This window comes from Klebsiella sp. MISC125, assembly GCF_051131775.1.
In the GTDB taxonomy this organism is placed as follows: domain Bacteria; phylum Pseudomonadota; class Gammaproteobacteria; order Enterobacterales; family Enterobacteriaceae; genus Klebsiella.
Window position 1 is genome coordinate 4,583,624 of record NZ_CP180448.1, and the last position, 13,513, is coordinate 4,597,136.

Sequence of the window (13,513 nt, forward strand, 5' to 3'; positions counted from 1 at the left end):
TAGGTACACATGCGCGTGTTGAAATTGTGTTGCAAACAGGCTGGAAATTGCTATAGATATATAACAACAGAGATGCTCATGAGAAACATAAGATTAACCTCACCATACTTAAAACCACGAGTATGGTGAGGGTTTACTTATTCTGAAGAGAGGAAGTTATCGAGATAGGGAACAACGCGGGTCACTGAGGTCTGAAATACCGCATTTTCAATCCAGTAAAACGTATTCTCACCTGGACGCAAATTGAACGCAGTGAGATAAGCATCAGCCGCTTCCCGGTTCTGGCCTTTCATTTCGTAGACCTTACCGAGCAGCACATAGTTCATCCACGACATTTCCAGGTCAATGCCGGTATTAATGGCATTGTAGGCTTCATCCACCTTGCCTTTGCCCAGCATATCGACGGTTTTAATTTGATAGAATACTGCCATATCTTTAATCCCGGGCATATTACCCACTCGGGTTATTTCGCTATAAAGATCGGCCAGTTGTTTTTCATCCAGCGGCTGCTGCGAATGGCGTAATACATCTACTAGTGCTTTTTCCGCATAAGCATAAGTAAAGTCCGGAGACTGTTTATTAACGTCCTCCAGCAGAATGCTGGCCTTACCGAGGGAATCAACATCGCCGTACATTAATAGCTGATGGGCCTGATAGAAATGCGTGAGCGCCATACTTTGCGAGGGTTGATATTGCTTGAGCATCTCCTGCATTCGCGCTGGCCACGGTTGTTTCAGCGCCTCCGACAGGCTGCTCAGCAGGTCGTTTTGAATCGACAGCTGGTTGTCGTTAGTGACGAAGTAGCGCTTATCCATCATCGTTGAGCCGTCGGCGTTATCCACCACTTTGACAGACATAAAGCACTGCTGAGCGCGATAGTGGCGCTGGTTGACAAACTCAATGGTCAGCGTTTTTCCGGAACTGCTCGGCTCATTAATGTTGTAGTTGGTTTTATCGTGCACCATAAAGGTGGAGAAGGTGTTTAGCGAGGTGGTGATCAAGCTCCCTAAGCCAATGGCGTAGGAGTGTTGTGATGCCCAGTTGTTGCAGGTATTGCCATTGATCAGATGAATATCAACATCACGCGGGTTAAGCAGCAACCGCGTTTTAGTCACCGGGGGACGCGACTCAAGGGTCGATAGCGCCACCAACGCCACGCAGCTGCCGAGGGCCAGCAGGAAGAGCCCCCAGACGATAAAGGTGCTAATCCGCTTACGTTTTTCAGGTTTTGCGGGCGGCGCAATCTCCGGCGTAACCGCATCCGGTTGTGGAGAGTGCGTCGGCGTTTCCGATATCGCCATCGCGGTTTCAGCAGGGAGCTCCGGCGTCAGCTCCTCCCCCTCTTCCGCACACCAGATAACCGGCACCGTCAGCTTATAACCACGTTTGGGTACGGTAGCAATGTATTCAAGGCTGCTATCGTCGCCATCTTTTAGCGATTTACGTAACTCGGAAATGCTTTGCGTCACAACGTGACTGGTAACAACGTTACGGGTCCAGACGTTGTCGATAAGCTCATCCCTGCTGAGCACTTCACCAGGGTGACGGGCAAAGAAAACCAGAAGATCGATTAAGCGCGGTTCGAGAGTAAGCTGACGCCCTTTGCGGCTAATTTGGTTAACAGAAGGAGTAACCAGCCATTCTCCAACGCGAACAACAGGTTGTTGCATAAAAAAAAGCCCCAGGACGAAAAGGGAAAGGCGCGATGATAACACATTTGTCTTATCTATTTATGCCGGAACGTTTAAGCCGAGCCGCAGTGGCAATAAACTTAAAGCAAACTGTCGACATAGAGTAAATGTAGCAGACCTGGTCATCCTTTTGCCTGTCACGCAGATATCGTCTGTACATAATCAATAACAAGATGCCAACCAGCCATTAGCGAAAAAATAGTTGAAGTAGATCACATAAACAAAACCGAAGCCGTTTTTTTTTGCGTATTTTTATGCACGGTGCTGCATAAACATGGGTGATTTTTCTTTTCTTCTGCCCAGACCGCCGTTAAAAGTGTTTCATCCGATGACGGGGTTTTATCCCTAATGCTTAGGCGGGATAATAACATCGCCCCTGTACCGCACACTTAATAAGGTTTTTGTATGTGCAAATATTTATATTTATTTCAGAACGACTTCACTTTGATTCATGCAATAAACCCTGCATAACATCTATTTTGATTATTCGTGCGCCGTTTTTTTATTGATTAAAATCAATAAACCCTGGAACTATTAGAATCAGAATGCACGCAAATCTTCTTTGAGCCGATAAATATGGAAAACAATAGCCGAGCATGGCCACATATTAGACGCATCACGCATATCATGATGGTATGCCAACGTAGCTGCTTTGATTTTCATATCTTCAATTCTAAATAACCCTTCTTTTATAGTGTGAACTGGACATCTGCTCCGTCGCACGCTGCTTTCTTTATTCTTACTATACAAACAGTTATCAGAATAGAAAATGCACCTCGCTGCCCCCTTTGCGTGATGTTTTTTCAGCGTAGCCAGGATCTTTCAATATCCTGAGCCATTCTGCTGTGCTTATTTTTGTATCGAAAAAATAAAGTAGCCCAATAAAAAATGATCCCGTTATTCCCTTTTCCGGCGACCAATAAGCCGGAGGCACCTTTTTATCTAAAATACTGATTGAGATTGTTTATGAACCCGTTTAATAACAAAATCGCCGTTAGCCCCGCTATGACATCCTGCTTTGCCAGCCGCAGAGAAACCTGCGATGTTCGCAGTACGGATTTTACCGACGTCTCCGCCGTGGTTCTCTCGGTTGCCGATGCTACCAACGGCATTCTGAAAACCATCGAAGGCACGGGTTTCGGCCTGCCGGTGTTCGTCGCCGTGTGCTGTGAAGATACGTTACCGGCAGATATCCTGCCCCGCGTGACCGGCGTTTTTGAACTTTGTGACGACAATGCAGAATATTACGGTAAACAGCTGGATGCCGCCGCCGATCGTTATGAAAGCGAAATGCTGCCGCCGTTTTTTAGCCGCATGGTCGATTATGTCGGTAAAGGCTACGCCGCATTTGACTGCCCAGGGCATCAGGGCGGGCAGTTCTATCGCCGCCACCCTGCCGGTCGCCAGTTTTTCGACTGGTTTGGCGAAACGCTTTTCCGCTCCGATTTATGTAACGCCGACGTCGCTCTGGGCGATCTGCTGATTCACGAAGGCGCAGCCTGCGCAGCTCAGCAGCACGCGGCAAAAGTCTTTAACGCCGACAAAACCTACTTCGTCCTTAACGGGACTTCTTCCTCAAACAAAGTGGTCCTGAATGCGCTGCTGGCGCAGGGCGATCTGGTACTGTTTGATCGTAATAACCACAAGTCAAACCACCACGGTGCGCTGCTGCAGGCAGGCGCGACGCCGGTTTATCTGGAAACGGCCCGTAACCCGTTTGGCTTTATCGGCGGTATCGATTCCCACTGTTTCGAAGAAAAATATCTGCGTAAATTAGTGGAAGAAGTGGCTCCTGAGCGTAAAAACAATCAGCGTCCGTTCCGCCTGGCGATTATTCAGCTGGGCACTTATGACGGCACGATTTACAACGCTCGCCAGGTGGTCGATAAAATCGGTCATCTGTGCGACTACATCCTGTTTGACTCGGCGTGGGTGGGTTACGAACAGTTTATTCCGATGATGAAAGAGTGCTCCCCGCTGCTGCTGGAGCTGAACGAAAACGATCCGGGCATCCTGGTCACTCAGTCGGTGCACAAACAGCAGGCCGGTTTCTCTCAGACGTCGCAGATTCACAAAAAAGACAGTCATATCAAAGGCCAGCCTCGCTACGTTAGCCATAAACGTATGAATAACGCCTTTATGATGCACGCCTCCACCAGCCCGTTCTATCCGCTGTTCGCCGCGCTGGACGTCAACGCCAAAATGCACTCCGGCGAGAGCGGTAAGCGCCTGTGGCTGGACTGCGTGAAGTTTGGTATCGAAGCCCGCAAGCTGATTCTGGAACTGTGCCAGTACATCCGTCCGTTTGTGCCGCCGATGGTTGAGGGTAAAAAATGGCAGGATTATGATACTGAAGTCATGGCCAATGACGTCCGCTTCTTTAACTTTATCCCGGGCCAGCGCTGGCATGCCTTTGACGGTTACGCCGAAGATCAATATTTCGTCGATCCTTGCAAGCTGATGCTGACGACTCCGGGAATCAATGCAGAAACCGGGGAATATGAATCCTTCGGCGTTCCGGCAACCATTCTGGCGAACTTCCTGCGTGAAAACGGCATTGTTCCGGAAAAATGCGACCTGAACTCGATTCTGTTCCTGCTTACTCCAGCAGAAGACATGGCTAAAATGCGTCATCTGGTGGCGCAGATTGCCCGCTTTGAGCGTTTGCTGGAAGAAGATGCACCGCTGTCTGAGGTTTTACCCGCGCTGTATGCGAACTATGAAGAGCGCTATCGCGGCTATACTTTACGCCAGTTATGCCAGGAAATGCATGACCTCTACGTCAGCTACGATGTGAAACAGCTGCAAAAAGAGATGTTCCGTAAAGATTATTTCCCACGCGTGGCGATGAACCCGCAGCAGGCCAATATGGAATTTGTTCGCGGCAACGTTGAGCTGGTCGCGCTAAAAGATATTGAAGGCCAAATTGCGGCTGAAGGCGCACTTCCTTACCCGCCGGGCGTATTGTGCGTAGTGCCTGGCGAAATTTGGGGCGGCGCTGTTCAACGTTATTTCCTCACGCTGGAAGAGGGTATTAATCTGCTGCCTGGCTTCGCCCCTGAATTACAGGGCGTTTATATTCAGGAAGATGCCGACGGCCGCAAACGCGCTTATGGGCATGTTATCAAGCGTTAATATCCAATAAACATCAATAATTAATCTATTGCCGTCGTGATATTTCAGTCCGTCGGCAATAGCTGCCCGTACAACATATTTAGAATATATACCCTAAATAATTCGAGTTGCTTAAAGGCGGCAAGGGAGTGAGTCCCCAGGAGCATAGATAACTATGTGACTGGGGGGGAATGAGCGTAGCCAACACATAAGCAACTTGAAGTATGACGGGTATATCACTGTACCGATAATGAGGTTATAGGATTATGAGTACGTCAAAAAATAAAATGGGCGTGGTTCAGCTCACTATTCTGACCGCCGTCAATATGATGGGGTCAGGGATTATTATGCTGCCAACGAAACTGGCGGAAGTCGGCACGATTTCTATCGTGTCATGGTTGGTGACGGCCGTCGGTTCAATGGCGCTGGCTTATGCCTTCGCCAAATGCGGCATGTTCAGCCGTAAAGCGGGAGGCATGGGCGGATACGCGGAATACTCCTTCGGTAAATCCGGTAACTTTATGGCCAACTACACCTACGGCGTCTCGCTGCTGATCGCCAACGTCGCGATTGCGATTTCCGCCGTCGGCTACGGTACCGAACTGATGGGAGTGAGCCTCTCACCCTTTGCGATTTGCCTGGCGACGATCGCCGTGCTGTGGATTTGCACCGTGGCTAACTTTGGCGGCGCGAAAATCACCGGTCAGATCAGCGGCGTCACCGTATGGGGCGTGATTATCCCGGTTGTCGGCCTGTCCGTTATCGGCTGGTACTGGTTTAGTCCGGAAATGTATGTTGCTTCCTGGAACCCGCATCATATCCCGACCTTTGGCGCGGTTGGTTCTTCTATCGCCATGACGCTGTGGGCGTTCCTTGGCCTGGAATCCGCCTGTGCAAATACCGATGTCGTGGAAAACCCTGAGCGTAACGTTCCTATCGCGGTTCTCGGCGGCACCCTCGGCGCAGCCGTTATCTATATTGTTTCCACGAACGTGATTGCCGGTATCGTGCCGAACCTGGACCTGGCGAACTCCAGCGCGCCGTTTGGCCTGGCGTTTGCTCATATGTTCAATCCGACCGTGGGTAAAGTCATCATGGCATTGATGGTGATGTCCTGCTGCGGCTCCCTGCTTGGCTGGCAGTTCACCATTGCCCAGGTATTTAAGTCCTCTTCTGATGCGGGTTATTTCCCGAAAGTGTTCTCCAAAGTGACCCGAACCGAAGCGCCGGTGAAAGGCATGCTGGTTATCGTGGTAATTCAGACCGTGCTGTCACTGATGACCATTAGCCCGTCGTTAAATAAGCAGTTTAACGTGCTGGTAGACCTGGCCGTGGTGACCAATATTATCCCGTATATTCTTTCCATGGCCGCGCTGGTGATTATTCAGAAAGTCGCGAAAGTCGAGCCTGGCAAAGCGCGCATTGCGAATATTATTGCCTTTATCGGCGCACTATACAGTTTTTACGCCCTGTACTCTTCCGGTGATGAAGCGATGATGTACGGCGCGATCGTCACCTTTATTGGCTGGACCCTGTACGGTTTTATTTCGCCGAAATTTGAAATGAACAACGCAGCTTAATTCACTCTCGCCGGGGGATGCCCCGGCCCACGCATTTTTAATAGCCTATCCCAGTAGGCGTTATTGTCGCAGGCAGTTTGAACACGGACAGCGCGGAAAAACCGGAGCGTACACGGAGTACGTGAGGATTTTGAGCACTGCCCAGGTTCAAAATGGCAAGTAAAATAGCCCTAATGGGACAGGCTCTAAGGATTAAGATATGGCTCTATGGCAGGCAACGTTTATTTTTGAAAAACGCGAATACGATGATGAGTTCTATGCGCTGGATAAGCAAATTGAGCAGGCGACGCTGCAATCAACAGGCTATCTGGGAATGGAGAGTTTTCGCAGCGCCGATGGTAAACGCCTGATCAATAACTATTACTGGTCAGAGAGAGAAGGAATGGACGCGAGCATTAACGACGCTCACCATTTGCAGGCCAAACAGAAAAGCGCCCAGTGGATCGCCGGGTATCAGGTAATTATCGCGCAAATTGAATCAACTCATAACCACCAGCTTGAGCACCCGCTGCAATCCTTTTCCCATCGTTAACTGGCGGTTGGCGATTCATCGGCAAATTTGTGACCGGGGCAAGGGTTAGGCATGACAACCATCGCCCATTCCCCGGAATATGCTACTTTTAGGACGCCTGACAGAGATCGGGCCGCCGAACAGAGGGCCGGAACATTAGCGCCTCACCCGTAGCGTAAAAGGAATGCCGATGATGACCTACAAATTAGTTACGCAGATTGTGCACAATGACGTCTTAAGAAATAGCTTTATTGACCTGGCGATAAAAACGTTCGATCTCTCCTTTAAAGAGTGGTATCGCAAGGGATACTGGAGCGACGCCTATATTCCTTATGCTTTGGTGAGCAACAATAAAGTGATTGCCAACGCCTCCGCCAACATTATTGACCTGGTCTGGCAAGGTGAACCCCGGCGCTATATTCAAATCGGTACCGTGATGACCGATGTCGATCACCGCAATAAGGGGTTGGCCGGGCAGTTGGTTAATCAGATTCTGCGCGACTGGCAGGATAAAGCTGAGGCATTTTTCCTGTTCGCCAACCCGACAACCGTGGATTTTTATCCAAAATTTGGCTTCGAGCGCACCGACGAACACCAATATATTATGCCGGTGATGCCCGCTGCAGGCGATTTTCGCAAGCTGGATATGGACCAACCGGAAGACGTGGCGCTATTGCAGCAGTACTATCAAAAATCGAATCCGTTTTCACAACTGCGGATAGAGGATAACTTCGGTTTATTGATGTTCTACTGCTCCGCCTTTATGAAGCACTTTGTCTATTACTCAGAGAAAAATCAGGCCATCGCCATTGCGATGCAAAACGGCCCGGCGCTGATCTGCTTTGATATTTTCTGCGATGGCGGACGCTCTCTTTCGACCATTATTAATCAGCTTGCCGACAAAAATACCTACCAGGCGATTCTCGGCTTTACGCCGAAAGAGAACCGGGTTGGCGAATACGAAACAATTGAGGGAGAAGATATTTTGTTTATCTACGGACAAAAAGAAAATATCTTCAAAGAGAATAAACTGATGTTCCCGCTGTTATCCCACGCCTGAATCTGAGCAGCAGCCGTATCCCGATGGCTGCTGCACTTCACTTCTCAGCCTCTGCAGCCTGCTGTTTTCTTCCGACCAGCTACAAAATATAGCGACTGGTATATGATAATGAAAATCGTTATCATCAGAAACAAATAATTACATCTGGCATTAGATTTTAATTAAAACGCTTTAAAAAGAGCCAGAACACGCTAATAACGGTACACCGTCCGTTAGCCGTGAGCACTGTCATCAATTTACCTTATGGATAAAGGAGAGATGACACATGGGCACGCATACCGCCGCTCAACAATACGCTTTAACCGACCAGCCGGAACTGGCTGAGTCAGAATACTTTTCAGGGATCCCCGCCCTTCTCGTCGGCCTGTGCTGCCTGCTTCCGCTCAGCGCAATTGCAGCAGAAGCCGAAGAGCAGGAGAAGAAACGCGCAGATAGCAGCTATCAGGATCAGGAGTTAATGATCGTCACTGGCGAGAAAACCGCCCGCTCGTTGCTCGATACCGGCTCAAGCGTTGAAGTGTTCGATAGTCGACGCATCGACAGCATGCCGGGAGCCGAAACGGTTTCTGACCTGATGCGCATGACCGCTAACACCGTCGATATCGGCATCGGTAACGATCTGCCCACCGTGCGCGGGGTGGATGGTTCCGGGCCCAGCACCGGGGCCGGAGCGTTTCTTAGCGGTACCCGCCCGCGCCTGGGGCTTTCTCTCGATGGCCGTTCCCTGACCTATAACGAGCAGGCTTACGGCCCGCAATCGCTGTGGGATATGGAGCGTGTGGAGATTTTCCGTGGGCCACAAAGCTATATTCAGGGACGCAATGCCATCGCGGGGGCTATCGTGATGACCTCGAAAGACCCGGATTTTGGTTGGGAGAGCGCATTCAAAGGCGGTGCGGGTAATCAGCATTCTTCTCAGCTTGCGGCGATGGTCAACGCCCCGCTGATTGAAGAACAGCTGGCCTTGCGCGCCAGCGTCGATCGCCAGCGGCGGCGCAGCGATATCGATTTACCGGCTTACGATCCGGTTGGCGACCCGAGCGAGGTACAAACCACTAACGCCCGTGCCAAGCTGCTGTTTAACCCGGCGGGCCTGCGCAATCTCACTACCAAGCTCACCTTCAATCACTCTGATAGCGGAGCGCCGCAAAACGAAAGTCTTAACCCAATGCCGCACCCAACCAACCCCCGCCACGACTGGCGACGGGCGGTGTTTAAAAGCAACGTCAATAGCGGTATCTGGGATCTTGCCTGGGAAGGCGATGACGGCCTGCGGCTGGAAAACCGCTTTATTTACACCGGATTCCACATTAACCGCTACGTCGCCGACGGCCTGCCAAAAGCCAAAATTGACGGCAGCGAACTCCATGTCGAACCCGTCGTGCACTTCGGCAATAGCGACAGCCGCCTACGGGGATTTGCCGGATTACGCTATTTCGACGCCTCGCAGGATGAGTCGGTCTATATCTTTGGCGGTTCCACCTTTACCGATGACACCCGCACCAGTTCCGCCTACGGCGAGCTAACCTGGGCGGTCACGCCGCAAGTGGATATTACTACCTCCACCCGCTTTGAGCGCGAACACCGCAAACGTCTCGGCGGCAGCCAAAGCGTGCGCATTGATTTTGACGAAACCTATAACGTCTTTTTACCGAAACTGGACGTCGCCTGGAAACCGGAGGCCAATCAGACCTGGGGGGCACGCGTCGCGCGCGGCTATAACGCCGGGGGCGCGGGGATCACGCTGAGCGCACCGATCACCAGCTACACCTATGACTCGGAATACGTCTGGAACTATGAGCTTTATACCCGCCACGCCCTGAACGATGGCAACGTAGTCTTAACTGGCAACCTTTTCTACAACGACTACAAGGACATGCAGCTCCCCTATTATCTTGCCGCCAACTCTACGGTAATCCGTAATGCCGATAAGGTTGAAACCTGGGGTGCAGAGATGGGAGCCACCTGGACACCGCGTTGGGATCTGGAGCTTTCCGGCAATATCGGTTTACTGAAAACCAAAATTGCCGAATTCCCCGGCAGCGGCGTTGAAGGTCACGAGCTGGCCCGCGCTCCTGCGTATACCGCCAACGTCGGCGCCGCCTGGCAGGTTGCCAGCGGCTGGGAGCTGAGCGGCAACGTCGCTTTCTCCGACTCCTACTACTCCGCCTACGACAACGACTCACGCGGTCGCATTGGCTCCTACTGGTCAGCAAACGCCCAGCTGGCTTACACCTTTATGTACGGTCGGGCGACGTTGTTCGCGCAAAACCTGTTTGATTCCGATCGCAAGGTGATGGTCAGCGGCAACGATGTCTATACCGCCATTCAGCAGCGCTCACGCCTGATTGGTGCCGCCGTGGAATTACGCTTTTAACGAACACCTAAATTGGAGATAACAGGATGTCTGGGATCCACTTTCGTTTATTTACCGCCTTGCTGATGGCAACGGCGACATTCGCTCAGGCGCAGGAGACGCTTATCAAGCCGGAGGATATTCATCGCGCCGCCGTCGCGCCAGCGGTGGTTGAGCTGGCCTGGAGCGCAAAACAACATGCGCTTTTTGTCAGCTCTCCGGACTGGAAAGATGAGAAAAAATCGACCGTCTTGCGCCTTGACCCGCAAACCCTGGCAAAGCAGGCTACCATCCCGATGGATGTCAAAGGCTTTGGGGTCGCGTTGGATGACGAGCATAACCGCCTGTATCTGACTGAAGGCTTCAACGGCAGCGTAGGGATAGTCGATACCGCCGCCAACCGCAGCCTCGGGTCGATAAAATTACAAGATGAGGTCAATATCGAATCCGCCTGGCGTAAAGCGGGCATGAGCGGCGAGCGCCTCGATTTTATGCTCGCCGAGCTTAAACGTTTCAAAATCAGCGAAGGCCATCTGTATAAAGTCCGCGAGGCGCGATTCGATGCACAAACCGGACGCCTGTTCCTGCCGGGCCTCGGCTACGGCGTGGATAGCGTACTGTTCGTCGTCGATACCCGCAGCGGCAAGCTGGAGAAAACACTTCCCGGCTTCGGTTTCTATGCTGTCGGTATCGCGCTGGATGAAAAAGGACGCCGTGTGTTCGTCTCGAACATGCAGGGTCAGTTGGTGACCGTCAATGCCGATACTCTGGAGATCGCTGGCAAGCGCGAGATCCAGGCCGATCAGCTACTGAACCTGGTATATGACCGGAAAAACGATCGGATTCTCGGCGTTGACCAGGGGATCGATCGCGATAAATACCGTAACTATCACCTGAAAGAGGCGTATACCCGCCGCAGCAGCGGGCATCGCCTGTTCGCCCTGAACGCGCAGGACGGCAAACTACTGACCAGCGTCGAGACCCAGGAAGTGCCGATTTCCCTGCTGCTTGATGAAGAGAAAGAACGGGTTTATGTGACCAATCGCGGCGGCGTGCGGGTGGAAAAAGGCGCGGGCTCGCTTTCCGTCTTTGATAGTAAAACGCTGGCTCATCTGCAAACCCTTCCGCTGCTTCCACACCCAAACAGCCTGGCGCTGGATAGCAAAGCGCGCGCGCTGTTTGTCACCGTGAAAAACGACGGTGCGGCAGCAAAAGCCAATACCGAAGAAAGCGTAGTACGAATTCCGCTGCGTTGATGTTTGATTGTGGCCCGGCTTTCTGTCGGGCCTTCATTGCGCCACCAGCCACTGTTCAAACGCCTGTAGCGCCGCTTCATTGATCCCGTTTGCCAGCGGCTTCACCAGACAGAAGCGCTTCCTCAGACTGCTGGCTATCGGCCACGGAGCAACCAGTAACCCGTTTTCCAGCTCTTTTTCGATATAAGCATGCGGCACCAGCGCAACGCCCTGTCCGGCCAGCGCGGCGGCAATCGCCATTTCATGCAGATCGTAACGTACACCCTGCGCCGGATTATCCAGCGCGATGGCGCACTCTTCAGCGTAGCGAGGCCAGGCGTCGGGGTTCTGCCGTCGATGAATGCGCGGTAGTTCATTCAGCAGGCTGGCGATATCCCCTCTCATCAGTAACGCGGGATGGCATACCGGAACCAGCCGTTCCTCAAACAGAAATTGCATACGCATTCCGGCCCACGCCGGGTGTTCAAAGTGAACCGCCGCATCGAAACCGCTGCCGGTGATGATAAACGGATCGGTTCTGACCGCGATATTCAATGTGATATCAGGATTTTTTTGCTGAAAGTCCCCTAAACGAGGGATCAGCCAGCGGCTGGCAAATGTCGGCGGCGCGGCAATCTCCAGGCTTCGGCTGCCGTTCGTTGCGCCCATCAGATACTGGGTATCTCGTTCAAGCCGCTCCAGAGTTTCGCGCACATGGTGCGCATAGCGCGCACCGTTCGGGTTCAGCCGCACCCGGCTTCCCGTCCGTTCAAAAAGCTGGCAGTTCAACAGAGACTCCAGCCGGGCAATTTGTCGACTGATAGCCCCTTCGGTGAGCGACAGCTCGAGCGCCGCGCGGGCAAAATTGCCATGCCGGGCCGCAGCCTCAAAGGCCTGAAGAGAAGCGCTACTGGGGAGTTTCTTTCGCATTCTGGCAATCTCGGTTTTTCGGTTTTAGTGACTAAATATCATTGAGCAGTGAAAGAATATCGCTTCCGACCGCTAAATACAGAACGTAGCATGATCAAACGTCACTCTATTGATTTCTTTATCCTGCAAAAGGTATGTATGCACAATCCCTCATTTATTTCCCGTCAGATTGGTGATTTTCTGGTTACCGCCCTTAGTGATGGCAGCATGGCCGCCAGCCTGGCGCTGCTGTCCGGTATAGATAGCCATGACGCCGGGGAAATCCAGCGCTCTGCGGGCATAACTGACCCCGGTAATATTGACATTAATGGTTATCTTATCCGTGGGAGAGGACGAACCATTTTGGTGGATGCCGGTACGGGAGGACTGAATAATGCGGGCGGCGTATTGCTGGAAAGCCTGCAGGCCGCAGGCGTCGCGACGAAAGATATTGATACCGTGCTGTTGACCCACGCGCACCCGGATCATATCGGCGGCCTGCTGGATGCGAGCGGGGCGCCAGTCTATCCCAACGCCCGGCTGCATCTTCACCCTCTGGAAGCCGAATACTGGCAGGATGACTACATGCTAAAACGGGCCAATGAACGGGGGCAGCGTAACTTCGCCCTCGCCCGCCGCACGCTTGACGCCTGGGCGCACAACCTCAGTTTTCTGGATAATCGTGAAGTGGTCGAGGGTATTCGTCCGCTCTGGCTACCCGGCCATACCCCCGGGCACAGCGGATTTCGCATCGATTCGGCTCATCAAAGCCTGCTAATTTGGGGCGATATCGTCCATTTTCCACATATTCAGGCCGCACAGCCCGCAGTCGCTATTGCTTTTGATTGCGATCCTTCGCAAGCGCAAATGACGCGAGAGAAGATCTTTGCTCAGGCCGCAAGAGAAAACCTGCTGATTGCCGGTATGCATCTGGGGCCCGCTGGATTTGCCCGCATCGTGCCGTCTTTGAGGGGATATCGTATCGAATACTCTGCCCCCCAATAATGGGGGATTTTTTACCTTTCCCCACTCACTTTTTCTTACTGACGAAATATTT

General features: G+C 52.1%; 10 protein-coding genes. 8 read left to right on the forward strand and 2 right to left on the reverse strand.

The window, feature by feature from the left end; translation table 11 throughout:
* Positions 1 to 137: 137 nt before the first annotated feature.
* Entirely contained in the window at positions 138 to 1,670 is a 1,533-nt protein-coding gene (cadC, locus tag ACMYSL_RS21545; protein ID WP_304256760.1) for a lysine decarboxylation/transport transcriptional activator CadC, read from the reverse strand.
* A 651-nt stretch (positions 1,671 to 2,321) separates the two neighbouring features.
* Here cadC and ACMYSL_RS21550 point away from each other — a divergent pair.
* The 7 genes from ACMYSL_RS21550 to ACMYSL_RS21580 all read left to right on the forward strand — a co-directional run bounded on the left by ACMYSL_RS21550 (position 2,322) and on the right by ACMYSL_RS21580 (position 11,568).
* The gene (locus ACMYSL_RS21550) at positions 2,322 to 2,372 is read left to right on the forward strand and encodes a hypothetical protein (protein WP_434664192.1); all 51 of its coding nucleotides are present in this window, start codon (positions 2,322 to 2,324) and stop codon (positions 2,370 to 2,372) included.
* A 285-nt stretch (positions 2,373 to 2,657) separates the two neighbouring features.
* Positions 2,658 to 4,826 (forward strand): ornithine decarboxylase SpeF, encoded by a 2,169-nt coding sequence (gene speF, locus ACMYSL_RS21555; RefSeq protein WP_434659904.1) that lies wholly within the window; start codon positions 2,658 to 2,660, stop codon positions 4,824 to 4,826.
* 245 nt (positions 4,827 to 5,071) lie between these two features.
* Positions 5,072 to 6,385 (forward strand): putrescine-ornithine antiporter, encoded by a 1,314-nt coding sequence (potE, locus tag ACMYSL_RS21560; protein WP_182237141.1) that lies wholly within the window; start codon positions 5,072 to 5,074, stop codon positions 6,383 to 6,385.
* A 199-nt stretch (positions 6,386 to 6,584) separates the two neighbouring features.
* Positions 6,585 to 6,917 (forward strand): hypothetical protein, encoded by a 333-nt coding sequence (locus ACMYSL_RS21565; protein WP_434659905.1) that lies wholly within the window; start codon positions 6,585 to 6,587, stop codon positions 6,915 to 6,917.
* 172 nt (positions 6,918 to 7,089) lie between these two features.
* Positions 7,090 to 7,956 carry a GNAT family N-acetyltransferase gene (locus ACMYSL_RS21570; protein ID WP_434664194.1) on the forward strand — a complete coding sequence of 289 codons (867 nt, stop codon included), beginning with the start codon at positions 7,090 to 7,092 and terminating at the stop codon, positions 7,954 to 7,956.
* Between the two features lie 265 nt (positions 7,957 to 8,221).
* Positions 8,222 to 10,333 carry a TonB-dependent receptor gene (locus tag ACMYSL_RS21575; protein WP_434659906.1) on the forward strand — a complete coding sequence of 704 codons (2,112 nt, stop codon included), beginning with the start codon at positions 8,222 to 8,224 and terminating at the stop codon, positions 10,331 to 10,333.
* Between the two features lie 26 nt (positions 10,334 to 10,359).
* Positions 10,360 to 11,568: a YncE family protein gene (locus ACMYSL_RS21580; protein WP_434659907.1), complete on the forward strand. Its 1,209-nt coding sequence runs from the start codon at positions 10,360 to 10,362 to the stop codon at positions 11,566 to 11,568.
* A 33-nt stretch (positions 11,569 to 11,601) separates the two neighbouring features.
* On the opposite strand, the gene ACMYSL_RS21585 is transcribed toward ACMYSL_RS21580, so the two are convergent.
* Entirely contained in the window at positions 11,602 to 12,477 is an 876-nt protein-coding gene (locus ACMYSL_RS21585) for a LysR substrate-binding domain-containing protein (RefSeq protein ID WP_434659908.1), read from the reverse strand.
* A gap of 138 nt (positions 12,478 to 12,615) precedes the next feature.
* Here ACMYSL_RS21585 and ACMYSL_RS21590 point away from each other — a divergent pair, with 138 nt between their 5' ends.
* Positions 12,616 to 13,461 carry an MBL fold metallo-hydrolase gene (locus ACMYSL_RS21590; RefSeq protein ID WP_434664197.1) on the forward strand — a complete coding sequence of 282 codons (846 nt, stop codon included), beginning with the start codon at positions 12,616 to 12,618 and terminating at the stop codon, positions 13,459 to 13,461.
* Positions 13,462 to 13,513: the final 52 nt, after the last annotated feature.

Bases quoted from the DNA above. Each gene is read 5' to 3' on its own strand.
- cadC (WP_304256760.1), bottom strand. From the start codon at position 1,670: ATGCAACAACCTGTTGTTCGCGTTGGAGAATGGCTGGTTACTCCTTCT.
- speF (WP_434659904.1), top strand. From the start codon at position 2,658: ATGAACCCGTTTAATAACAAAATCGCCGTTAGCCCCGCTATGACATCC.
- potE (WP_182237141.1), top strand. From the start codon at position 5,072: ATGAGTACGTCAAAAAATAAAATGGGCGTGGTTCAGCTCACTATTCTG.
- ACMYSL_RS21565 (WP_434659905.1), top strand. From the start codon at position 6,585: ATGGCTCTATGGCAGGCAACGTTTATTTTTGAAAAACGCGAATACGAT.
- ACMYSL_RS21570 (WP_434664194.1), top strand. From the start codon at position 7,090: ATGACCTACAAATTAGTTACGCAGATTGTGCACAATGACGTCTTAAGA.
- ACMYSL_RS21575 (WP_434659906.1), top strand. From the start codon at position 8,222: ATGGGCACGCATACCGCCGCTCAACAATACGCTTTAACCGACCAGCCG.
- ACMYSL_RS21580 (WP_434659907.1), top strand. From the start codon at position 10,360: ATGTCTGGGATCCACTTTCGTTTATTTACCGCCTTGCTGATGGCAACG.
- ACMYSL_RS21585 (WP_434659908.1), bottom strand. From the start codon at position 12,477: ATGCGAAAGAAACTCCCCAGTAGCGCTTCTCTTCAGGCCTTTGAGGCT.
- ACMYSL_RS21590 (WP_434664197.1), top strand. From the start codon at position 12,616: ATGCACAATCCCTCATTTATTTCCCGTCAGATTGGTGATTTTCTGGTT.